This is a genomic window from Sulfurimonas hongkongensis (assembly GCF_000445475.1).
Classification (GTDB): Bacteria; Campylobacterota; Campylobacteria; order Campylobacterales; family Sulfurimonadaceae; genus Sulfurimonas; species Sulfurimonas hongkongensis.
Genome location: NZ_AUPZ01000004.1, coordinates 119980 through 140733, shown reverse-complemented (window position 1 = coordinate 140733; position 20754 = coordinate 119980). Strand labels below are relative to the sequence as shown.

Annotated in this window: 23 protein-coding genes; 13 read left to right on the top strand and 10 right to left on the bottom strand. The window is 35.6% G+C overall.

The features are described from left to right. Window positions 1-4: 4 nt before the first annotated feature. The 5 genes from folP to M947_RS15485 form a co-directional block, all read right to left on the bottom strand. On the bottom strand, window positions 5-1147 hold the full coding sequence (folP, locus tag M947_RS15505; RefSeq protein WP_021286974.1) for a dihydropteroate synthase: 1143 nt from the start codon (window positions 1145-1147) through the stop codon (window positions 5-7). After that, window positions 1137-1754, bottom strand: coding sequence for a DNA polymerase III subunit delta' (locus M947_RS15500; protein ID WP_021286973.1), 618 nt, complete (start codon window positions 1752-1754; stop codon window positions 1137-1139). The genes folP and M947_RS15500 overlap by 11 nt, the downstream gene beginning before the upstream one ends. Further along, complete coding sequence (locus tag M947_RS15495) at window positions 1741-2289, bottom strand: HobA family DNA replication regulator (RefSeq protein WP_021286972.1); 549 nt, start codon at window positions 2287-2289, stop codon at window positions 1741-1743. Before M947_RS15495 ends, M947_RS15500 begins: the two co-directional genes overlap by 14 nt. A gap of 79 nt (window positions 2290-2368) precedes the next feature. Continuing rightward, window positions 2369-3580: an aspartate kinase gene (locus M947_RS15490; protein ID WP_021286971.1), complete on the bottom strand. Its 1212-nt coding sequence runs from the start codon at window positions 3578-3580 to the stop codon at window positions 2369-2371. 13 nt (window positions 3581-3593) lie between these two features. Then, window positions 3594-4064: an RNA pyrophosphohydrolase gene (locus M947_RS15485; protein ID WP_021286970.1), complete on the bottom strand. Its 471-nt coding sequence runs from the start codon at window positions 4062-4064 to the stop codon at window positions 3594-3596. Window positions 4065-4206: 142 nt separating this feature from the next. On the opposite strand from M947_RS15485, the gene hemW reads away from it, so the two are divergent. The 5 genes from hemW to M947_RS15460 all read left to right on the top strand — a co-directional run bounded on the left by hemW (window position 4207) and on the right by M947_RS15460 (window position 8554). Then, the gene (hemW, locus tag M947_RS15480) at window positions 4207-5262 is read left to right on the top strand and encodes a radical SAM family heme chaperone HemW (protein WP_021286969.1); all 1056 of its coding nucleotides are present in this window, start codon (window positions 4207-4209) and stop codon (window positions 5260-5262) included. A gap of 62 nt (window positions 5263-5324) precedes the next feature. After that, window positions 5325-5735, top strand: coding sequence for a Sec-independent protein translocase protein TatB (gene tatB, locus M947_RS15475; RefSeq protein ID WP_021286968.1), 411 nt, complete (start codon window positions 5325-5327; stop codon window positions 5733-5735). Then, complete coding sequence (tatC, locus tag M947_RS15470; RefSeq protein WP_021286967.1) at window positions 5728-6528, top strand: twin-arginine translocase subunit TatC; 801 nt, start codon at window positions 5728-5730, stop codon at window positions 6526-6528. Before tatB ends, tatC begins: the two co-directional genes overlap by 8 nt. Next, window positions 6491-7549: a tRNA preQ1(34) S-adenosylmethionine ribosyltransferase-isomerase QueA gene (queA, locus tag M947_RS15465; protein WP_245541246.1), complete on the top strand. Its 1059-nt coding sequence runs from the start codon at window positions 6491-6493 to the stop codon at window positions 7547-7549. The genes tatC and queA overlap by 38 nt, the downstream gene beginning before the upstream one ends. Window positions 7550-7639: 90 nt before the next feature. After that, complete coding sequence (locus M947_RS15460; RefSeq protein WP_021286965.1) at window positions 7640-8554, top strand: cation diffusion facilitator family transporter; 915 nt, start codon at window positions 7640-7642, stop codon at window positions 8552-8554. Window positions 8555-8570: 16 nt separating this feature from the next. Here M947_RS15460 and M947_RS15455 read toward each other — a convergent pair whose 3' ends face one another. Both M947_RS15455 and M947_RS15450 read right to left on the bottom strand, forming a co-directional pair. Beyond that, a complete protein-coding gene (locus tag M947_RS15455) occupies window positions 8571-9347 on the bottom strand; it encodes a DNA-processing protein DprA (protein ID WP_021286964.1) in 777 nt (258 codons plus the stop codon). Next, window positions 9348-10352 (bottom strand): divergent polysaccharide deacetylase family protein, encoded by a 1005-nt coding sequence (locus tag M947_RS15450; RefSeq protein WP_021286963.1) that lies wholly within the window; start codon window positions 10350-10352, stop codon window positions 9348-9350. It lies immediately after the preceding gene. Between the two features lie 218 nt (window positions 10353-10570). Between M947_RS15450 and rpsF the strand changes: the two genes are divergently transcribed. The 7 genes from rpsF to M947_RS15415 all read left to right on the top strand — a co-directional run bounded on the left by rpsF (window position 10571) and on the right by M947_RS15415 (window position 17073). Beyond that, the gene (rpsF, locus tag M947_RS15445; protein WP_021286962.1) at window positions 10571-11026 is read left to right on the top strand and encodes a 30S ribosomal protein S6; all 456 of its coding nucleotides are present in this window, start codon (window positions 10571-10573) and stop codon (window positions 11024-11026) included. A gap of 34 nt (window positions 11027-11060) precedes the next feature. Further along, window positions 11061-11618 carry a single-stranded DNA-binding protein gene (locus tag M947_RS15440; protein WP_021286961.1) on the top strand — a complete coding sequence of 186 codons (558 nt, stop codon included), beginning with the start codon at window positions 11061-11063 and terminating at the stop codon, window positions 11616-11618. A gap of 27 nt (window positions 11619-11645) precedes the next feature. Continuing rightward, on the top strand, window positions 11646-11909 hold the full coding sequence (rpsR, locus tag M947_RS15435) for a 30S ribosomal protein S18 (RefSeq protein WP_021286960.1): 264 nt from the start codon (window positions 11646-11648) through the stop codon (window positions 11907-11909). A 171-nt stretch (window positions 11910-12080) separates the two neighbouring features. Then, a complete protein-coding gene (locus M947_RS15430) occupies window positions 12081-13802 on the top strand; it encodes a hypothetical protein (protein ID WP_021286959.1) in 1722 nt (573 codons plus the stop codon). Between the two features lie 24 nt (window positions 13803-13826). After that, window positions 13827-14813, top strand: a complete 987-nt coding sequence (locus M947_RS15425; protein WP_021286958.1) for a diaminopimelate dehydrogenase — start codon at window positions 13827-13829, stop codon at window positions 14811-14813. Window positions 14814-15057: 244 nt separating this feature from the next. Then, on the top strand, window positions 15058-16308 hold the full coding sequence (locus M947_RS15420) for a phospholipase D-like domain-containing protein (protein WP_021286956.1): 1251 nt from the start codon (window positions 15058-15060) through the stop codon (window positions 16306-16308). Between the two features lie 3 nt (window positions 16309-16311). Continuing rightward, window positions 16312-17073: an endonuclease/exonuclease/phosphatase family protein gene (locus M947_RS15415; protein ID WP_021286955.1), complete on the top strand. Its 762-nt coding sequence runs from the start codon at window positions 16312-16314 to the stop codon at window positions 17071-17073. Here M947_RS15415 and M947_RS15410 read toward each other — a convergent pair. Together M947_RS15410 and serB are read right to left on the bottom strand one after the other, a co-directional pair. Then, the gene (locus M947_RS15410; protein WP_021286954.1) at window positions 17050-17370 is read right to left on the bottom strand and encodes a hypothetical protein; all 321 of its coding nucleotides are present in this window, start codon (window positions 17368-17370) and stop codon (window positions 17050-17052) included. The two genes, M947_RS15415 and M947_RS15410, sit on opposite strands and share 24 nt — an antisense overlap. Next, on the bottom strand, window positions 17370-18008 hold the full coding sequence (serB, locus tag M947_RS15405; RefSeq protein WP_021286953.1) for a phosphoserine phosphatase SerB: 639 nt from the start codon (window positions 18006-18008) through the stop codon (window positions 17370-17372). The genes M947_RS15410 and serB overlap by 1 nt, the downstream gene beginning before the upstream one ends. Before the next feature lie 54 nt (window positions 18009-18062). Between serB and M947_RS15400 the strand changes: the two genes are divergently transcribed. Next, the gene (locus M947_RS15400; protein WP_021286952.1) at window positions 18063-18974 is read left to right on the top strand and encodes a methylenetetrahydrofolate reductase; all 912 of its coding nucleotides are present in this window, start codon (window positions 18063-18065) and stop codon (window positions 18972-18974) included. On the opposite strand, the gene M947_RS15395 is transcribed toward M947_RS15400, so the two are convergent. Beyond that, complete coding sequence (locus tag M947_RS15395) at window positions 18966-20708, bottom strand: HD domain-containing phosphohydrolase (protein ID WP_021286951.1); 1743 nt, start codon at window positions 20706-20708, stop codon at window positions 18966-18968. The genes M947_RS15400 and M947_RS15395 overlap by 9 nt on opposite strands. Window positions 20709-20754 lie beyond the last annotated feature (46 nt).

The window sequence follows — 20754 nt, the reverse complement described above, 5'->3', positions numbered from 1 at the left end:
CTTTTTATATAGGATCGAGTGCTTTTTGGATTTTCATGGCTTGGACATGCTCACCTACATCATGAACTCTAATCATGCTAGCACCATTTTTTATGGCTTCAAGATGCAAGGCTAGGGTTCCCCCTAGCCTATCTTGCGGAGTTGATGGCGAGATTTTATCTATCATTGATTTTCTAGAAGCTCCAACTAAAAGAGGTTTTCTTAGAGTTAAAAAATGCTCAAGGTGTTTGATAAGTGTTAAATTGTGCTCCACTGTTTTTCCAAAGCCTATACCAACGTCTAAGATAAAATCTTGCACACCAAAACTCTCTGCCTTTTCTATCCTCTGTTTAAAAAACTCAGTTATATCACTTAGTATATTGTCATATTTTGGATTTTCTTGCATAGTTTGGGGACTACCCTGCATATGCATAATAACGGCTTGTGCTTTAAAACTAGCCACAAGACGACAAACCTCATCATTTGCTAGACCTGTGATGTCATTTACTATCTTAAATCCGCTCTCTAGTGCTTTTTCTATAACTAAAGGCTCATAACTATCGATACTAAAATTAGCTCTATCATAGAGTTTTTGCTCTTTAATAGCTCTTAAAATTGGCCAAACTCTTTGCAGTTCTTCCTTTGCATTTATAGCTTTTGTATTTGGTGCAGAAGAGACTCCACCGATATCTATGATGTTGGCGCCCTCCTCTATCATTAGTTCTACTTTTTTTATAGCATCACTATCTACAAATCTACTTTGTGAGAAAAAACTATCATCATTGGCATTTATAATACCCATGATATCTACGCTTTTAGGTTTTTTTGCTTTTAAAATATCTTGTAGATGTTTTGCTAAGATTTTTAGTCCAAGAGGCTGAGCTAGCTCTTTTTTACTCAATATCTTTAGGTGTTTTGTAGTGGCTATAAGAATACAGTCCACCTTTGGAGTCTTTGCAACTACTGTACCTTTTGGAACTGCTAAATCAGCTCCTATGGATAGTGCATCTTGCTTTAAAATATTTGCAGCACCCACATGCAGGTCTCTTATATAGATAAGATGTGTCTGCATCTTAGATGAGAGAACACTACTTCCACCTGAATCAACACCAAGTTGTGCTAAATATTTCTTTGCATCTATACTACTTGATAATTTTTCAACTTGCATCTATAAATCCCATTAAAATAAGAGCTAAAACACTTTGAGGTCTTGAGTTTAACTCTAAGAGTCTATACGCTTTGTCAAAGTTCTCTAGCTGCGTTGTTGTGAGGATGAGCATATCAACTACTGTAGCTCTATAGTAGAGTGCCTCTACCATGAGCTTCGCATCAATCCTAGAGATTCTAGCATTTTCTTTTAAAAATGCAAAAATTGTAGCATAATCAAGTCTAGCGATATTTAATTCACATTTATTTAAAAGCTCTGCTTTTTCGCCTTTATTTATCGGAAGTCTTGAGCGAATTGTCGGAAGTAGATTTGATTTTGTAGCTGAGATGATAATGTAGACAATATTTTTAGGAGGCTCTTCTAAAACTTTTAATAGAGAGTTTTGAGAGACTGTATGAAACTCGGATGCAGCGAGTATAATGTACTTTGTGGATGACTCACTTATATAAGATTCAGCAACAACTGCTTTAGCATGTTCTAGTAAAAACTTCTCCTCATGAAAAACCACCACTCTATTTGGCATAAGAGTCTCTTCGAGTTTAGATATTTCAGCTTCAATATTGCTAGAGATTAAGATATGGCTCTTTATGCTGTTAGGAACTGACATCTACCTCTCCAAATATTGTAGCATTTAGTGATGCGTCAAATAGTTTGTAAAGTTGTATTAGCTTTATATCTATCATAGGGTCATAAGATTTTAGAGTAAAACCATTATGAAACTCTTCATCAAATATCCAAAAATAGCTGTTGTCTCTTCTCTTTGCAATATCTGAGCGTTTATCGTCTCCCTTGCCTATATACCAAAAAAAGTAGTCCTCTTTATATGAGAGAGAGATCATATCTTCAACCACGTCTATCATCTCTCCACCACTTATATGTTTGTAGTGTTCATATAGGCTATCCATACTAACTATTGGCAAAAGTGGTCTATCAAGATTTATAGCATTAATTGAGCTAAGTATATACTTCTCAAACCATTTTCGTTTCTCATCAGTTATAAGAATAATGGTTTTACCCTCTAAAATCTGCTCTAGTGCCAAAGATAGAGGATTTGTCCAGTCAAATCTCTGCTCTTCTAACCAGCTAAGAAATGCCCCATCTTCTCGAATAACATCAAGACTCCACTGTGCAAAATCTAACACTTTTCTCACTCCATTTCAGCAAAGCTGAAATATAGTTCAATCACTAAAGCTTCGCCCTTAGCGAGAATATTTTTTTTCATTACTTATCTAACTCGTATGCTTCATGAAGTCCTCTAACTGCAAGTTCCGCATACTTCTCTTCTATAACCATAGAAACTTTTATCTCTGAGGTTGATATCATGTTTATATTGATATTATTCTCAGCCATTGTAGTAAAAGCTTTCGCTGCAACACCCGTATGAGACTTCATACCAACACCAACTATAGAGACTTTACAGATATCTTCATTATAAGAGTCAGCCTTAATATCGCCACTTTGGATAAACTTATCTACTACATTTTTTGCATCAAGCAAATCACCCTTTGCTACTGTAAAGTCTATATTTGTGTTGTTATCGTGTGCCTTGTTTTGGATTATCATATCTATATTTACATCGTTTAATGCAAGTGCGTTAAATATCTCTGAGGCAATGCCGGGTCTGTCTATTACTCCCATTAAAGAGACGCGAGCTTGATTTTTATCGAGTGCTATTCCACTTACTAATGGTTTTTCCATGATATTTTCTTCCTTTGTTATTAGTGTTCCCTCTTCATTTGAGAAACTTGTTCTTGTTACTAGGTTTACATTTAGTTTTTTTGCTAACTCAACTGAGCGATTTTGAAGAATCTTTGCACCCAAAGATGCAAGCTCTAACATCTCATCATAAGAGATCATATCAAGTTTTTTCGCTTTTGGCTCTATGCGTGGATCTGTTGTGTAGATACCGTCTACGTCTGTATATATCTCACATAAGTCCGCTTTTATAGCTCCAGCGATAGCCACAGCACTAAGGTCACTTCCACCACGTCCAAGTGTAGTTACCCTACCATCAGGAGTTATACCTTGAAAACCAGCTACTACTATGATTTTGCCCTCTTTTAAGGCTTCATTCATTGTAGTTGGATCTATCCCTTCTATGCGTGCTTTTGTATGCAGAGTATCTGTTACAATCCCAGCTCTTCTCCCTGTCATAGAGACAGCATCGAATCCAAGCTCATTTAGGGCAATAGCTAGAAGTGAAGCAGTCACTCTCTCGCCTGAGCTTAAAAGCATATCCAACTCAGCTCTTGTAGGAGTTTTTGAGAAATGCTCTGCATATTCTACTAGTTTATTTGTCTCCCCGCTCATAGCTGAGACTACTACAACTACATCATGACCAGCCTTTTTTGTCTCGCTTACACGATTAGCAACATTTTGGATGCGCTCTAAATCACCAACACTTGTTCCGCCAAATTTTTGTACTATTAACATTTAAGTCCTTAACTTATAGGTAACCTTCATCTCTAAAGTGCTTTATAACTGTCTCATAGACTGCTTGTTTAAAAGAGGCACTAAGATTTAATGCATCATCAACCTCAACAAACTTATAATCACTAAACTCTGGATGAGAAGTATTTATATCTATCTTTGCACTCTTTTTAAGTTTTACTAAAAAATATTTTTGTCTTTGACCCTTGTAAGGACTCATCTTTTTAGCAATCTTTGGAGGAAAATCATAGGAAATCCATTTAGGGTACTCGCTTATGATTTTTACAGCCTTAGTACCTATCTCTTCTTCTAGTTCACGAAAAAGTGCTTGGATAACTTCTTCGCCATCATCAATCCCGCCTTGTGGAAACTGCCAAATATCACTCAAATCATTTCTTTGTGCTATAAAAATCTCTTTTTTTTGCGGATAATCATTTGACACTATAATCATTGCAACATTAGGGCGATACAATTTTTTTTTGCTCATCAATACACCTAATTTTAATTATCGCGATTATACAAAATAAGCTATTAAATTAAGATAATTTGATAATTGTTTTAATATTTAAATTTTTTGTTGAGCCTAGTATTTTGCTATACTTCTTATCCTACCTAACAAGGACTTACTAATGCTACTTTATATTCATATCCCTTTTTGTGACTCCAAATGTTCATACTGCGCTTTTAACTCTTATGTAGATAAGTTTCATCTAAAGAAGAGTTATATGAAAGCTCTTGAAGTCCAACTTAAGTTTGAACTTGAAAGGTTTAATACGAAAAAAGAGTCCGTAGAGTCTGTTTTTATAGGCGGTGGAACTCCATCTACAATACCCGCTTCTATGTACAGAGCACTCTTTGAATCCATAAAACCCTATCTAAAAAATGATATAGAGATAACAAGTGAAGCCAATCCAAACAGCGCTACAAAAGAGTGGCTTGATGGAATGTTTAAACTCGGGGTAAACCGCATAAGTTTTGGCACACAGAGCTTCAACAAAGAAAAATTAAAACTTCTAAATCGCTCACATACCCCAGAGGATGCACAAAGAGCCATTATAGAGGCTAAAGAGGTTGGCTTTAAAAATATCTCACTTGACCTTATCTACGCGACCCTAGGAGATACAAAAAAGCTTTTAGAGATAGACTTAAAAACTGCTTTTAGCTTACCCATCAACCATCTAAGTGCTTATGCTCTTATCATTGAAGAAAAGACTCCCTTCGCATCAAAGCCAGAGATGTCAAAAGAGTCTTTAAAACTTACAAAGTGGTTATTTAAAGAGATAGAATCCTTTGGATTTAAACAGTACGAGATAAGCAACTTTGGACTTTATAAAAGCTCTCACAATCTTGGATACTGGGACTATAAAGATTATATTGGTTTAGGCAGTGGTGCAGTTGGTAAGCTAGATTTTGAGAGATTTTACCCAGATACAAACCTTGAAAACTATATTTTAAACCCGCTTGATATTAGGGTGGAAACTCTTACAGAGCAAGACAAAATAACTGAGCAACTCTTTTTAGGCTTTCGTTCTTCTCTTGGTGTAGATATAAATATACTTAATAAAGCACAATCCAAAAGAGCTGATCTCTTGATTAATGAAGCAAAACTTGAGTTAAGAGATGGCAGATTTTATAACCCTAATTTTCTACTAGCAGATGAGATTGTACTTTTTATGTACTCTTGAAAGTAAATTTAATCATTCTTTAGCTAAACTCATGGACTTAATTATAATTTTGAAGGTTTGATATGTTTGGTATGGGTTTTACAGAGATACTCATTATTTCTATTATCGCTATCTTGTTTCTAGGTCCAGATAAACTTCCTAGTGCCATGGTAGAGGTTGCGAAGTTTTTTAGAAGTGTCAAAAAAACAATAGTCACAGTTAAGGACTCTCTAGAAGAAGAGATGAATGTTGCAGACATAAAAGAAGAAGCGTTAGCTTACAAAAAAGAGCTTTTAAGTGCAAGTAATGAGCTTAAAAAAGTTACAGATGTCAGTCAAGTTGGCACTTCTCTCTCAGATCTTAGTGATGATATCTTAAAGGATGAGAAGCCAAAAGAAAAAGAAAAGAAGAAAAAAGCACCAAAGAAAGAGCCAAAAGCTGAAACTGTAACTTTTGAGAAAAAAATAAAAAAAGAAGATAATAGCGATGTTTGAAGATTTAAAACCACATCTAGTTGAACTAAGAAAAAGGTTAGGAGTTTCTGTTGGAAGTCTAATAGTTATGTTTTTTGTGATGTTTTACTTTCATGAGCCGATACTCAACTGGATCGTAGAACCTCTAAATGTTGCACTTACTGAAGTTGGTAAAAAATCAGTTCACGCAGCTGATGGAATGGTTACAACCTCCCAAGTTGGCGGTGCATTTTTTGTAGCTCTTAAAGTTTCATTTTTTGCTGCTATCGTAGCGGCTCTTCCTATTATACTCTCTCAAATCTGGCTCTTTATTGCACCTGGTTTGTACGCAAATGAAAAAAAGATGATCATCCCTTTTATAGTTGGCGGAACTCTTATGTTCCTTGTGGGAGTATTGTTTGCATACTACATAGTCACACCTTTTGGATTTGACTTTCTTATCACTTTTGGTAGCTTTAAGTTTACTCCACTCATCAATATAGAAGATTATGTTGGCTTTTTTACAAAAATCATGTTTGGTTTTGGTCTAGCTTTTGAGCTACCAATCTTTGCATATTTTCTAGCACTTCTAGGTATGATAGATGATAGAATGATGCGAGAGTTTTTTAAGTATGCAGTTATCATCATCTTTGTAATCGCTGCACTTTTAACTCCTCCTGATGTCTTAACCCAAATGCTAATGGCTGGACCACTAATCATACTCTATGGAGTCTCTATCCTTATAGTTAGATTTGTAAACCCTGCACCACCTCTTGAAGAAGAGGATGAAGACGAAGATGAAGAAGAGGTTGCTACAGAGTCCAAGAGTGAGTAAAGACGAACTTCTAACTTCTAGCTATGACTTTTTGCTTCCTGAAAAACTCATAGCGTCTTACCCTGCAAACCCACGAGATAGTGCTAAACTTCTTATCTATAACAGACAAACAAAAGAGATAATTCACACTCATTTTTATGAGCTTGAGAGCTTCATTCCAAAAGAGTGTGCTTTAATTTTTAACGATACAAAGGTTATAAAAGCTAGACTTTTTGGAAAAAAAGCAAGCGGTGGCAAGCTTGAGCTTCTGCTAAACAGACCTCTAGATGCAACAAATATAAATGTCTACATAAGAGGTAAAGTAAAAGTTAGCAGTGAAATTTTCTTTGGCAATGGTCTTGTGGCAGTTGTAAAAGAGCTAAAAGATGATGGAAGTAGAGTTGTAAACTTTACAAAAGAGGGCAAACTACTAAGATTTGAAGAGCTTTTGCCCATCATAGATAAAATTGGCCACATTCCGCTTCCACCTTACATTCAAAGAGAAGATAACACAGATGATGCAAAAGAGTATCAAAGTGTTTTTGCCAAAGAGGAAGGTGCAGTTGCCGCTCCAACTGCTTCACTCCATTTTACACAGGAGCAACATGAGAGAGTTTGCAAAAACTACAGACATGCTTATGTCACGCTTCATGTAGGAAGTGGAACTTTTAAACCTGTTGAAGTTGAGACTATCACAGATCATCCGATGCACTCAGAATACTATGAGATCTCAGATGATGCTAAAGAGCTACTTGACTCTAATTTACCCATACTAAGTGTTGGTACAACAAGCACAAGAACTATAGAGTTTTACGTAAGGAACAAAGAGCAGCAAAGGGGCGAAGCAAATCTTTTTTTGCATCCTCAAAACAAACCACTAAGGGTAAACCATCTTCTTACAAATTTTCATCTACCAAAATCAACTCTACTTATGCTAGTAGCCTCCTTTGTTGGAGTTCAAATAGCACAAAAGTTGTACCGCGAAGCCATAAACAAAGAGTATAGATTTTACTCTTATGGTGATGCGATGTTGATTTTGTAAAACACCTAAAGAGAGGCTTTAAAACCAAACTAAGCAAGTTAGATATACTATCCGTTTTAGATTAGATACTATAGAGTAGATGGAAAAAATATGAACAAACATTGTGATTTTGGACTAAACGAACATAAACCATATATTAAGCAAGATTCTCATGAACACTCTCATGACCATAGAAGTACAGATAAAAAACTTTTAAAAATAGCTCTTGCGATTACTTTTATAACTATGATAGCGGAGTTTGTAGCTGGTTTTGTATCAAACTCTTTAGCACTCATCTCAGATGCTATTCATATGTTCACCCACTCATTTGCTCTTATTGTCTCACTTATTGCCATCATACTAGCGAGTAAAAAAGCACCGCTAGAGAAAACTTTTGGTTACTACAGAGCAGAGGTTTTAGCTGCATTTATCAACGGCATAACTATTATTTTATCCATTTTATGGATAGTTTATGAAGCAATAGAGAGGTTTTTAAATCCTAGTAGTATAGATATCTCTCTAGCAATCAGCGTGGCTACTATAGGGCTTATTGTAAACATTATCACGGGCGTTATTTTGATGCAAGGCGATAGAGAAAACAACAACCTAAAATCTGCATTTGTACATATGTTAAGTGATGCCCTCTCGTCTGTTGCCATCATCATTGGCTACGCTGTCATCTACTATACAAACTGGTTTTTTATAGATATATTTTTAGCTCTTTTAGTGGCTTTTGTTATTGCAAAATGGGCTGTAGATATACTTAGAAGCTCCATTAACACTCTTATGGAGACTTCGCCCATAGAGATAAAAGTGATAAAAGAGTTTGTTGAGCAAGATAAAAGAGTTATAGAGCTTCATGACATCCATATTTGGGAGATAACGCAAGACATGTATAATATGACTGCACATGTAAAGATAGATAAAAGTTCTTTGGATGAGTATGGGGATATTTTAAGCTGTATAAATGAAGAGTTAAAAGAAAATTTTAAGATAGTTCACACAACTTTTCAGTTTGAGTGGTAGCTAATTTTTAAAAATCTTATTTTAAAACAACTAAGCCGTTTTGTATCACTATTTCGCCACCAAGTTCTGCCTCAAAAACTCTACTTGGATATCTTTTTTGTGCCTCATCGTATGTTGGGCTTGATCTGCAAAACTCTAAAAAGTCATCTCTTTTTATTTCTAACTTTTCATCTACATCTCTGTATCTTGATGCAAACTCCTCTACATCGTATATAGCTGTTGCTTTATCTTGTTTTAAAAGTTCATTTGTACCACTACTCTCACCTACTCTGTGAGGAAGTACAAATATCTCTTTGCCCATCTTTAGTGCAAACTCTACACTTCTCATGCTTCCACTACCTAGCTGGGCTTCTGCAACTATTAAGACATCACCAAGAGCAACAACAAGTTCATTTCGCACCACAAAACTCCACGGAGTAGCTTTAAAGTCTTTTTTAAACTGACTAAGAAGTAAGCCCTCTTTTTCTATATCACAAAGAAGATTTTTATTTATGGCTGGATACTTTACATTGATGCCACAAGGCAGAACTGAAATAGTGTTTGCCTCGCCTGCTGCCTTGTGTGCTATGGCATCTATGCCCATAGCTCCACCACTGACTATACAAACTCCATTTTTTGAGAGCTGTGATGCGAGTTGATGGGTTAAGACTCTTGAGTATTTTGATGGCTTTCTACTACCAACTATAGAGACTTTTTTTCTTGTTAAAAGAGTAGTGTTTCCGCTAAAGAAAAGCTCTTTTGGATAGCTCTTCATGACTTCAAGCTCTGATATCTTCTCTTTTGCTTCTTGCATCTAATAAAGCCTATTTATATATACTAACTCTATATCTTTAAAAAGATGCTTAGACTCTCTTAGTGCTGCTAGAGTGTTTGCATGAGGATGTCCGATAGCTATGGCAGTTCCATGCAACTTTGCTACCTTTATAGCCTTTTTAATCTGTTCTTTAACAGACTTTTTATCCAAATCGTGGTCTAAAAAAACATCTCTTGAGACATACTCTAACCCAAAGTTTTTCATAACCTTTGGTGCTTTTGTCTGGGCTGTAGTTCTACTATCTATAAAGTAGATATTTTGTGCTTTTAGTGCGTAAATAAGACGGTTCATCGCCATCTCATTAGATGTAAACTTACTTCCTGTGTGATTGTTGATGTATGATACTCTAGGAAAGGCCTCTTTTATAGCTCTTATCCTACTTTGTATCTTGGCATCAGAGTCACTAACTCTAAGAGTCATAGGCTCTTCTGCACTAAAATTTTGTGCCTCCATGGGTAGATGGACCATATATACACTCTCTTTTTGTGCAAGTCTTGCTGAGTTAGGGCGAGATTTGCTAGGTGGCAAAAATGACATAGTTAAAGGAAGGTTTAAATTTTTTATCGCTCTTACATGAGAGCTTACACTCACATCATCTATAATTATGGCTAGTTTTGGTTTTGCAGCTGTTCTTTTAACCTCTCTTCGTATAGGTTCAGGTGGTTTTGGAAGTGCTGTATCTCCATACTCATGAGCTGCTGCACCGGTACTTTTTCTACTCTCTTTATCTAAAACATTTTTTAATCTTGTGTTTACACTTTTTTTATCTTTTTTTGAGCTGATTTCTTCGGCTTTTTTAAGTAGTGAGAGTCTCTTTTTTTTCTCAGCATCAACTTGTAATTCTAAATCGTTTTTCGCCTCTTCATAACCTATGTAATAACCTCCAAACAAAGAGCCTAAGAGAAGTGCCAAGACTGCTAAAAACCATGCTATATATGTTAAGATTTTACTACTTTTTGCCTGCTTTTTCTTTCGTTTTGCCATATACAAATATCTCCAAAATTTTCATAACTATATCCAAAAAACTAAAAAAACAAAATAACCATAACAAATTGTCATAAAAACAAAGAGTAGTTTTTTTTAAGCAAATTTTCTGTATAATCTCCCGTTCCTTTCTCTTTGTATCGCTAAAGTTGCGATATGTACACATCCGAAAGGGAAACAACGCCCAAAGGGCAAATACCAAAAGGAGATTATACTCTATGAGAAACTACGAAAACTTAGTTATCATTAAACCAACATTTACAGCCGAAGAGATTCAAAGTAGCATCAAAGCTATTGAAGAGACTATCACTTCAAACGGTGGCGTTATCGCTACTACAGATGCTATGGGGATGAGAAAATTAGCATACCCTATAAACAAAAATGAGCGTGGTTATTACCATGTTATTTATTACTCAGTTGCACCAGCTGCTATTAGTGAAATTGAGAGACGCTTTCGTATAAATGAAGACCTTCTTCGTTTTGTAACTATCAAGTACGATACAAATCGTGAAATAGCTGCTTGGAATCACTTAGTTGAAAAAGCTAAGAAAAAAGCTGAAGCACCAGTAAAAGAAGAAGTTGCGCCACTTCAAGAAGAAGCTCCAGTAGCTAAAGAAGAGCCTGCACAAGAAGAAGCAACTGCTACAGAAGAAAGCTCTACTACACAAGAGTAATCTAAAAAAGCACTACAACAAAGAAGGAAAGCTCATGTTTAACAAAGTTATATTAGTCGGAAACTTAACTCGTGATATAGAACTCAGATACTCTCAAGCTGGTTTGGGTATTGCAAAAACTGCGATAGCAACTAGTAGAAAATTCACTAGTAATGGTGAAAAAAAAGAAGAAGTATGTTTTGTAGATATCACATTTTTTGCTAGAAGTGCAGAGATTGCTAACCAATATCTCCGCAAAGGAAGCAAAATTTTAGTTGAGGGAAGACTTAACTTTGAACAATGGAGCGATCAAAATGGACAAAAACGCTCAAAACACTCTGTGATAGTTGAAAACATGCAGATGCTAGACTCAAAAGGCGACTCTCAAGGTGGTGGTTATAAAGCTCCAACGCAAAGCGGTGCACAAAGCTATAACCAAGGTTCGCAACAAGCTCAGAGCTACCAGCAACCAAGTCAGCAACAGCAAAGTTATCAACCTCAAAGTGGGGCAAATGGCTATGAGCAAAACAATGCAAACACTCAAAGTCGCCAGATGCCAAGCAGTGACTCTATACCTGAGATAGATATAGATGAAGATGAGATTCCATTTTAGTAAATAAATAACATCAAGGAAAATACCATGGCAGAAAAAAGAAAATACAAAAAAAGATATTGTAAATATTGTGAATCAAAAGTTGATTTTATGGACTACAAAGATGTAGGAGCGCTTCGTTTCTCTCTTTCAGAGCGTTATAAAATTATGCCTCGTCGTCTTACAGGAAACTGTAAACGTCATCAAGATATGATAGCAGCGGTTGTAAAACGCGCTCGTGCAGCAGCACTAGTTCCATACAGTGTTACTCGTAAAACAGTTGTAACTGCACCTTTTGAAAACTTAAGATAAGTTTTCTCTTATTAAATATAGATAGGGAGTAAAAGCTCCTTATCTTACACCAACACTATCTTCTCTTAAACACTTAGCCCACACAAACAAAACACGATTTTTTAAACTCTTTATGCTCATTACTTAAACTAGGAATATTTTTTGCTACTATATAAATAAAAAAGTAGTTATATGCGCATACTCATCTCACTTTTGTTACTACTCTCTCTCATCTATGCTAAGAGTTCTGACTTCTCTATTATTGTAAAAAAACCTTTTAACAACGCTCTTTTTGACATTACACAAGACTATGATGGAGGGATCAGTGCAGTTGGTTTTTCTAAAGAGTACAAAAACACTAACAATTCACAAAGCAAAACCTACACAAATGCCTTTGACTACCTAGCGAGTGTGTCTGACACACACGGACCGCAAATGCACCTTATAAAAATAGATGATTTTGCAAATATAACGCTCTCAAAAGCCACCAAGATGTCTAGCTTTAGCGAAGCTGTAGCTCTTGTTAAAACTCCATCAAATGGTTACTTTGTGGGTGGTCACACTATGGATGGCTCTTTAATCATCTTAAAACTAGACTCAAATGGCAACACTATATTTAGCAAATCTTTTGGAACAAAAAATTATGACAGAATGAGTAAGCTCATAAAACTTAGCGATGGTGGAGTGTTAGCTGTTGGCTCTTCGACTACCACCCGTTCTATACATGACAAACTTTTTGAGACGGGGTTAGGGTTAAATGATATTTTTTTAGCCCGTTTTTCAAAAAGTGGAATGATGTTATGGAGTAAAAAATTTGGTACTAAACATGATGATAGTAGTATTGATGCCGTTGAAGCTAGAGATGGTTCTATCTTAGTTTTAGGCACAACAAGCTATGATAAACAAAGAGATGTAACACTTATGAGAGTAAGCCAAAATGGCGATAAGATCTGGCTAAAACACTATAAATCAGATACACGCATAACTCCGCACAAAATTATCAAACTAAGAGATGGAAACTTTTTAGTCTCTTTGAGTCAAAAAGATGAGATGAAGAGGGATCAAGTTAGACTCATAAAGTTTGACCTTCAAAACAATGTTATTATCGACAATACCATAAACACAGCTTATGCAAGCGGATTAAAAGATATAAAAGAGTATTCAGATGGCACAATTATTGGCGTTGGATATGTTAAAGATACTTTTAACACTGATGCTTTGGTTATGATGTGTGACTCCAATCTTCAAATGCTCCATCAAGAGCATTTTGGCGAAGAAAATTATGATATGCTAAATGCCGTAACCATACTGGAAAATTCACAAGCCGCTGCAGCTGGCATCTACACATACAAAAATGAACAGAACTCAAATATGTGGATAGTGAAAATAAACAGAGATGCAACTATCGCTCAGACTTCTAAAAAGAGTATGAATATTTACGACTCACTCTTAGAACTTTTTGCTGATGAGATAGATGCGAAAAAGTTAAGAATCAAAGAAGATTTAACTATAGAGTTTTTAAGTCATGAACTCCTATTTAAGGTTGGAGAGTACAAGCTTACTGAGGCACAAAAGATATTTCTTAATAGAGTCTCATCTCGGCTTGTTGATTTTTTATATAGACACAAAGAGTTTATCGATACACTTGAGGTAAATGGTCACACCTCTAGTGAGTGGAGCAACACTAATTTTACAAATAGATATATAAAAAATGCAGAACTATCGATGCAACGCTCATTTGAGACACTTAGTCATATCTTTAAAAAACAAGAGCTAAAGAAGCAAGAGTGGCTTAGTGATGTACTAAAAGGAAGTGGTCTTAGCTACTCTAAGCGAATCATGCATAGCCAGGGCGAAAACAGAGAGTACTCAAGAAGAGTGACTTTTAAGATACTCTTAAAACAAAAAAAGTAATATACATTTCAAATAGGAGCATAAATGAAACAAAAGATAAAAATAGCAATAGCAGGTTATGGAAACCTAGGGCGTGGAGTTGAACTTTCTGTCTCTAAAAACCCAGACATGAGCCTTGTGGGTGTTTTCTCAAGAAGAGACCCAAAAAGTGTAGAGACTATATTTCCTGATACAAAAGTTTATTTAGTTGATGATATTTTAGAGTTTAAAGATAAGATAGATGTTTTGATACTTTGCGGTGGTTCAAAAGACGATCTACCTGTCCAAGGTCCAGAGTTCTCAGCAAACTTCAACATAGTAGATAGTTTTGACACGCATGCAAAGATTCCAGAATATTTTGATAGTGTTGATAAACCCTCAAAAGCAAACAACAAAGTAGCTCTCATAGCAAATGGCTGGGATCCTGGAATGTTTTCCATCAACAGACTCTATGGTGAAGCACTGCTACCAGTTGGAGAGACATATACTTTTTGGGGCAAGGGTTTAAGTCAAGGGCACTCAGATGCCATCAGAAGAGTACAAGGAGTAAAAGCTGGAGTTCAGTACACTCTTCCATCAGAAGAAGCTATACAAAAAGTTAGAAGTGGCACAAGACCTACACTATCAACAAAAGAAAAACACAAAAGAGAGTGTTTTGTTGTTTTAGAAGATGGAGCTGATGCTAAGAGAGTTGAGAGTGAGATAAAAACTATGCCTAACTACTTTGAACCCTATGAGACTACAGTAAACTTCATAAGCCAAAAAGAGCTAGATGAAAACCATAACAAGATGCCTCATGGTGGATTTGTTATACGGAGTGGAAGCACAAGCCAAAAGAATAACCAAGTCATAGAGTATTCGCTAAATTTAGAGAGTAACCCAGAGTTTACTGCAAGTGTTTTAGTAGCCTATGCAAGGGCAACTTTTAGACTAAGCCAAAAGGAAGATTTTGGAGCAAAAACTGCTTTTGATGTAGCGCCAGGACTTCTCTCTATCAAGTCTGCACATGAGCTTAGAGCTGAGCTTTTATAGGATTTACTAACTATCTCTCTTGTTGCGGACTTTGCTCCGCAACCTTATTTATACTTTAAAATAATCTAAACACGCTATAATAACTTCTCTTTACTACTTATTTAAAGGCTATAACATAGAACTTCAAGATATTTTGTTTTCTTATATTTTTTATCTCTCTAGTGCTTTGGCAATTTTAATCACACTTTTGCATATGCTCCACTCTAGACGCTCTCCTACTTCTATGATAGTATGGCTTTTACTTATGATTATTTTTCCATATATCTTTGTCATTTTTTACTACTTCTTTGGAGTACGAAAGCACTCTAGTAAAAATAAAAAAAACAGTCTTAACTTAAAAAAACCACAACAAACTCCATCTTCACATCCCATAGACAGACTTAGTTTTGCACACAATATCGCACCTGCTACGAACAACAACAAACTAGCTCTTTATACAAACTCACAAGATGCTTATTTTGCCTTTATAAAAGCTCTAAGCGGTGCAAAAAAGTCTATTGATTTGGCAGCTTATGTGGTCAAGATTGATGATGTTACAGAAGTCATTTTTGCTCTTTTATTACAAAAAGCAAAAAATGGTGTAAAGGTTCGACTTATCGTAGATGCCTTTGGTTCATACAAACTTTATTTGTGGCAAAAGCCTCTAAAAGAGCTCAGAGATGCTGGTGTTATTATTGATTTTTTTGCTCCAATTTTCTCTTTAAAAAACATCACAAAGCTAAACCTTCGCTATCACAGAAAGATATTTATCATAGATAACGAAACTCTCTTTAGCGGTGGAATGAACTTAAGCAGTGAGTATATGGGTGAGACATATGAGCAAGACCGCTGGCTCGATTTAATGTTTGAGGCAAAAGGAGATGTTGTTAAGAGCTATGTAGATGTCTTTAACTCAGATATTGCTTATATGCACAATCAAAAAACCATACTCTTAGACCCTGTACAAAGTAGAGCTGGGCAACATTCACTCCAAGCACTTCCTAGTGGACCTGATGTAAAAGGCGATGCTCTGCTTGAAGTAGTTTTAGACTCCATCTATACAGCCAAAAGAAGAATCTGGATAATCACACCCTACTTCATCCCTGATGAGTTTATTCTTCAAGCCATGAAAATTGCCTCACATAAAGGTGTAGATGTAAAGATAATCACGCCTAGAAAATCAAACCACGCCATAGCAGACTTTGCACGTACTGGTTACATTAGAAATCTTTATGAGTTTGGTATAGATGTGGTTTTGTTTGAGGGTAAGATGATTCACGCAAAAGCTATGCTTTTTGATGATGAAACACTAATCCTCGGTTCCAGTAACCTTGATTACAGAAGCTTACTACTAAATTATGAAATCGTGACCATCTCCTATGCACCAGAGCATATAGAGCAGATGCAAACATGGATGGAGTCTTTGATAGATACAAAACATACAAAGCTAGCAGATGCAGGTAGAATGCGTCGTATTTTTGAAAACTCTGCTAGAATCTTTGCTTCACAGTTGTAATCTATGTTTTATCCAAAGAGCAAACCACTAGAGGGATTTTTCCAAGAAGCCACACTCCAAGAAGAGTTCTCGCTTCTAAGTTGGAATATTCATAAAGAAAATCTAAATCCAAATTTTCAACTCACTCTTAAAGAGCTCTTAGATGAAAACTCTGTTGATTTTTTGCTCTTTCAAGAGTACAAGATAAACAAATCTTACGACATCATAATAGACCCATATAACTACACAATAGCTCCAAATATAGAGACAAAAAACCATCTCTATGGAGTCTTAACCGCTTCAAAGGCAACCATTGCACACCAAAGAGCTCACTTATCAAAAACTAAAGAGTTTTTTTTAGCAACAAAAAAAGCAAACCTTACCACTCACCACTACTTTGAGGATGGCTCACTGCTCATCATTGTAAACCTACATGCCATAAATTTTGTAAATGCAAAGATGTTTAAAGCAGAGCTTGATATGCTATATGAGCTTCTATATGGATTAGACTGTGCAGTAATTGTAAGTGGGGATTTTAACAACTGGTCAAGCAAAAGGATTCGTGATTTAGAAACATTTGAATACTCTTTAGGTTACCAAAGAGCCATCATAGAAGATGCAAAACACATAAAGCAGTTTTTCAATAAACCAATTGACCATATATTTTACAAAAATCTAGAACTGCTAAATGCTAAAGCGATTGATACAAAAAAAATATCAGACCACAACCCCATCATCGCAAAATTTGCTCAAGTCAAACCCTTAAGTATCAAACCCAAGCGCTGACTCTCTAAAGCTCAGGCGGACTTTGTCTTGTTTTAGTTTTTTGTATAGTTTGTACTTTGCTTTTTCTAACTCTTCATCATCAAGTTCTAAGCCTATTTTTAGCTCTTCGTTTGACATTTGTGCGCTATCCATTGCAAAGAGTCTTAGCTCTTTTTTTGTAAGTTTAGACTTTAGAGTTGCATATAGAACTTTATCATCTTCTATAAGTGACTCTATCTCCATCTTGCAAAATCTAGCTAGTAGTTCTCTAAAATTGTTCTCTTTGTTGTACTGTCTCCAGACGGTATTTAATAGCATTATTGTTTTTCCTTCTCTAACTCATCGAGTATTCTTGTTAAATTTTTTTCTTTTATAATTATATTTGCTTCTTTTTGTAAAATCTCTCTTGCACAAAAAGCCACTCTCACTCCTGCGTGAGCAAACATACTAAGGTCATTTGCTCCATCTCCACAAACTAGAGTCTCATCTTCTTTGACACCTAAAAGGTTTTGAAGTCTTTGTAGCATATCACCTTTTGAGAAGCCAAACATCATATCTCCACCAACAAGTCCTGTGAGCTTTTTATCTTTTTGATGTAGCACATTTGAGAAGTCTGCATCATAGCCGAGTATATCTTTTGCATATGAAGTAGCACTTCTAAAGCCACCGCTAAAGCAGACTACTCTCATACCTCTTTTTTTAAGCTCACCAATAGTCTCAATCGCACCCTTCATATATGGTAAGTTATGGCTGATTTTCTCAACCACACTGTACTCTAACCCCTCTAAAAGCTTAACTCTTTGTTGCAGTGATTCAAAAAAATCAAGTCGTCCAGACATCGCTTCTTCTGTTATAAAACTTACCTCTTTACCCAAACCCAACTCCTCGGCAAAAAAATCAATAGTTTCACCATCCATAAGAGTAGAGTCAAAATCAAAAATCGCTAACTTTAGCATCTATATCACTCTCTTTTGTTATAATATCGCAATTATACCCACTTAGGATTTTTTTTGTTTGCAAAACTCATAGATAAATTGAAAAACGACACATATATAACGCTAGAGACTACTCCCCCAAACTCACCACAGTTTGCACCCATCATTGACAAGATAGAAGCACTAGGGCTACATAACTTAGTAGATGCTTTTTCAACCACAGATAACCCTCTAGCAAAACTAAAGTACAACTCACTCTTTGCTGCAAAAATGCTTCAAGATAGATTTAACAAACCAGTACTAGCCACTATGACTATGAGAGATAGAAACAAAATAGCCTTACAGTCGGACCTCCTAGGTGCAAATGAAGTAGATGTAAGAGCCATTTTAGCCCTTACAGGCGACCCTGCGAATATCTCCGACCAGCCTCATTCAAAGGGAGTTTTTGAAGCAGACAGCACACTTTTGCTAGATATCATTAGTGCTTTTAACTCCGGGATGAGTTATGCTGGAAAATCTTTAGGACATAAGCCTAGAGAGATTTACCCTTTTGCAGTTGTAAACTCCTATGCTAAAAACCCAAAAACTCTTCAAAAGAAGATGCAAAAGAAGATAAAGCACGGAGCTTTAGGCATCATAACTCAACCCGTTTATGACATAGAAAATGCAAAGATGCTCTTAGATTTGATTGAAGCTGCCAACAGAGACTCTTTGCCAAAGTACAAAGAAGCTGAGCTGGTTTTGGGCATCTTTCCCATCACTAAACTTCGTACAGCTCAGTTTTTATCTGCTCATGTGCCAGGTATAAATGTTCCAGATAGATGGATAGAACTTCTAAGAGTTGCAAACAAAAGAGGCGAAGAAGAAGAGTACAAAGTTGGTTTTGAACTTAGTAAAACTCTTTTTGAATCCATAAAAGAGCTCCACCCAAAGATACATCTTATGAGTGCAAACCAGTTTAACCTAGCAAAAGAGATATTAAAATAGTTTTTCTAACTCTTCTGTGCTAGTGATATCTTCTTGCTCTATATCAAACTTTTTGTATGATATAGAGATGTTACTCCCCGCTAAAATCTCTTCAAGTTCACTTATGTGAGACTCTATATCAAACTCTTTTTCGCTAAGAATTACAAAATCATCTCCATAGATTCTAAAAATCAAATCATTTGTATTTATAGAGTCAAGCTTGTTAGCCACTTTGCTTAAAAGTTCATCTCCATTTACCCAACCATGAGTGGTATTGTACTGACTAAAGTTATGCAGGTATACTATGTAGAGATGCTTCATATTAAACTCATCCGAACTATTGTATGCTAAAACAAAGTCTAAATACTCTTTGTTATAAATGCCTGTTATTTGGTCTTTATAAAAATAAACAAATCTCTCTTTTTCTATCTTACTCTTTGGTAATTGAGTAATATTATGCTCTATTATTACATCTTTTAGTGCTACGCTAGCTGCTTTAGCAACTTGAGCGTTAAACTGTTTAGAAGCTAACTCATTTAACTCTTCTATAGCTTTTACAACGCTTTTTCTAGCTTTATATATTCTGTTTGTTGTCATTGCATCAAAGGCGTCAGCAACAGTCATTATCTGTGAAAGAATAGGAATCTGGTCACCTTTTAGCCCTTGTGGATAGCCACCTCCATCGAAATGCTCATGATGATGGCGAACTATCTCAGCTATATCTTTGTAGATATCAACACTGTTAAGTAACTCATAACTAACCACAACATGTTCTTTAATGATCTCATACTCTAAGTTATTTAGTTTGCCTGGTTTTAACAAAATAGAGTCAGGCGTAGAGATTTTACCTATATCATGAAGCATACAAGCTCTATAAAGGTCATCTACCTTCTCATCATTAAAGCCCATCTCTTTTGCTATTAGAACTGAGTATTTTGCTACTCTTTGAGTGTGTCCAGCTGTATAACTATCTCTTTTTTCTATGATATTTACAAAAGAGAAAATATGTTGCTCATAATCTTTGACTTTTTTCTCAACTATCTCTTTAGCTTTTTTCCTACCATATAAAATCACACCTAAACCTATAAGATATACTATAATTATGATCCCAATATTTAGCACTATAGTTTTAAAAGCTTCATTATAGTACCACTTCATAGGTATAGAGACAGAAACTCCCCCTCTTATATCTCCAACTTTATAGCCTTGAAAAGCGTGACATTTTAGACATGATTGTTCAGTTTTTAGTGGTTGTATATAGCGAAAATGTTCTTCTCCATTAATTTCAGTCTTTGTATATATTGGCTCTTGTGTTTTTTCTATCTGTTTGAGAGCTTCTTCTTCCCAAGCATCTGGCTTATTTTTTGGATTCATTAGTATTGTGCTTGTAATATGCCCTTTTGTTCCATAGAGTTCACTATAATCTTTCATCATTTGTGAAAGTGAATATGCTGGATTCATAAGAGTTAGTTGTTGTGATGCTGATGTGTTTACATCACGATTTTTAATATGCGATAAGTATGGATTTGGAGGTGTTCTTTTAGTGATTGGCACATAAATACCACCATGAGATGCTATCCATTTGCGATACGCCAAATCTTTTTTAACACTAACGACAGCTTCGTTTTTTGCTAAAATAGTTGCATATGCATAGTCTCTATACATAGAAAGAAGTGCTGCAAGAAGCATTAAGGCACTCCAAGAGATTATAAGCAAGCAAACAATTTTATTTATAAACTTAGCTTTATACCCCACAAAAGTCCTTTAAATGTTACTACTACGTATTGTACAATAATTTTTG

Excerpts from the sequence above, each read along its gene's own strand:
- folP (WP_021286974.1), bottom strand. The coding sequence starts at position 1,147 with ATGCAAGTTGAAAAATTATCAAGTAGTATAGATGCAAAGAAATATTTA.
- M947_RS15500 (WP_021286973.1), bottom strand. The coding sequence starts at position 1,754 with ATGTCAGTTCCTAACAGCATAAAGAGCCATATCTTAATCTCTAGCAAT.
- M947_RS15490 (WP_021286971.1), bottom strand. The coding sequence starts at position 3,580 with ATGTTAATAGTACAAAAATTTGGCGGAACAAGTGTTGGTGATTTAGAG.
- M947_RS15485 (WP_021286970.1), bottom strand. The coding sequence starts at position 4,064 with ATGAGCAAAAAAAAATTGTATCGCCCTAATGTTGCAATGATTATAGTG.
- hemW (WP_021286969.1), top strand. The coding sequence starts at position 4,207 with ATGCTACTTTATATTCATATCCCTTTTTGTGACTCCAAATGTTCATAC.
- tatB (WP_021286968.1), top strand. The coding sequence starts at position 5,325 with ATGTTTGGTATGGGTTTTACAGAGATACTCATTATTTCTATTATCGCT.
- tatC (WP_021286967.1), top strand. The coding sequence starts at position 5,728 with ATGTTTGAAGATTTAAAACCACATCTAGTTGAACTAAGAAAAAGGTTA.
- queA (WP_245541246.1), top strand. The coding sequence starts at position 6,491 with ATGAAGAAGAGGTTGCTACAGAGTCCAAGAGTGAGTAAAGACGAACTT.
- M947_RS15460 (WP_021286965.1), top strand. The coding sequence starts at position 7,640 with ATGAACAAACATTGTGATTTTGGACTAAACGAACATAAACCATATATT.
- M947_RS15455 (WP_021286964.1), bottom strand. The coding sequence starts at position 9,347 with ATGCAAGAAGCAAAAGAGAAGATATCAGAGCTTGAAGTCATGAAGAGC.
- M947_RS15450 (WP_021286963.1), bottom strand. The coding sequence starts at position 10,352 with ATGGCAAAACGAAAGAAAAAGCAGGCAAAAAGTAGTAAAATCTTAACA.
- rpsF (WP_021286962.1), top strand. The coding sequence starts at position 10,571 with ATGAGAAACTACGAAAACTTAGTTATCATTAAACCAACATTTACAGCC.
- M947_RS15440 (WP_021286961.1), top strand. The coding sequence starts at position 11,061 with ATGTTTAACAAAGTTATATTAGTCGGAAACTTAACTCGTGATATAGAA.
- rpsR (WP_021286960.1), top strand. The coding sequence starts at position 11,646 with ATGGCAGAAAAAAGAAAATACAAAAAAAGATATTGTAAATATTGTGAA.
- M947_RS15430 (WP_021286959.1), top strand. The coding sequence starts at position 12,081 with ATGCGCATACTCATCTCACTTTTGTTACTACTCTCTCTCATCTATGCT.
- M947_RS15425 (WP_021286958.1), top strand. The coding sequence starts at position 13,827 with ATGAAACAAAAGATAAAAATAGCAATAGCAGGTTATGGAAACCTAGGG.
- M947_RS15420 (WP_021286956.1), top strand. The coding sequence starts at position 15,058 with ATGATTATTTTTCCATATATCTTTGTCATTTTTTACTACTTCTTTGGA.
- M947_RS15415 (WP_021286955.1), top strand. The coding sequence starts at position 16,312 with ATGTTTTATCCAAAGAGCAAACCACTAGAGGGATTTTTCCAAGAAGCC.
- M947_RS15410 (WP_021286954.1), bottom strand. The coding sequence starts at position 17,370 with ATGCTATTAAATACCGTCTGGAGACAGTACAACAAAGAGAACAATTTT.
- serB (WP_021286953.1), bottom strand. The coding sequence starts at position 18,008 with ATGCTAAAGTTAGCGATTTTTGATTTTGACTCTACTCTTATGGATGGT.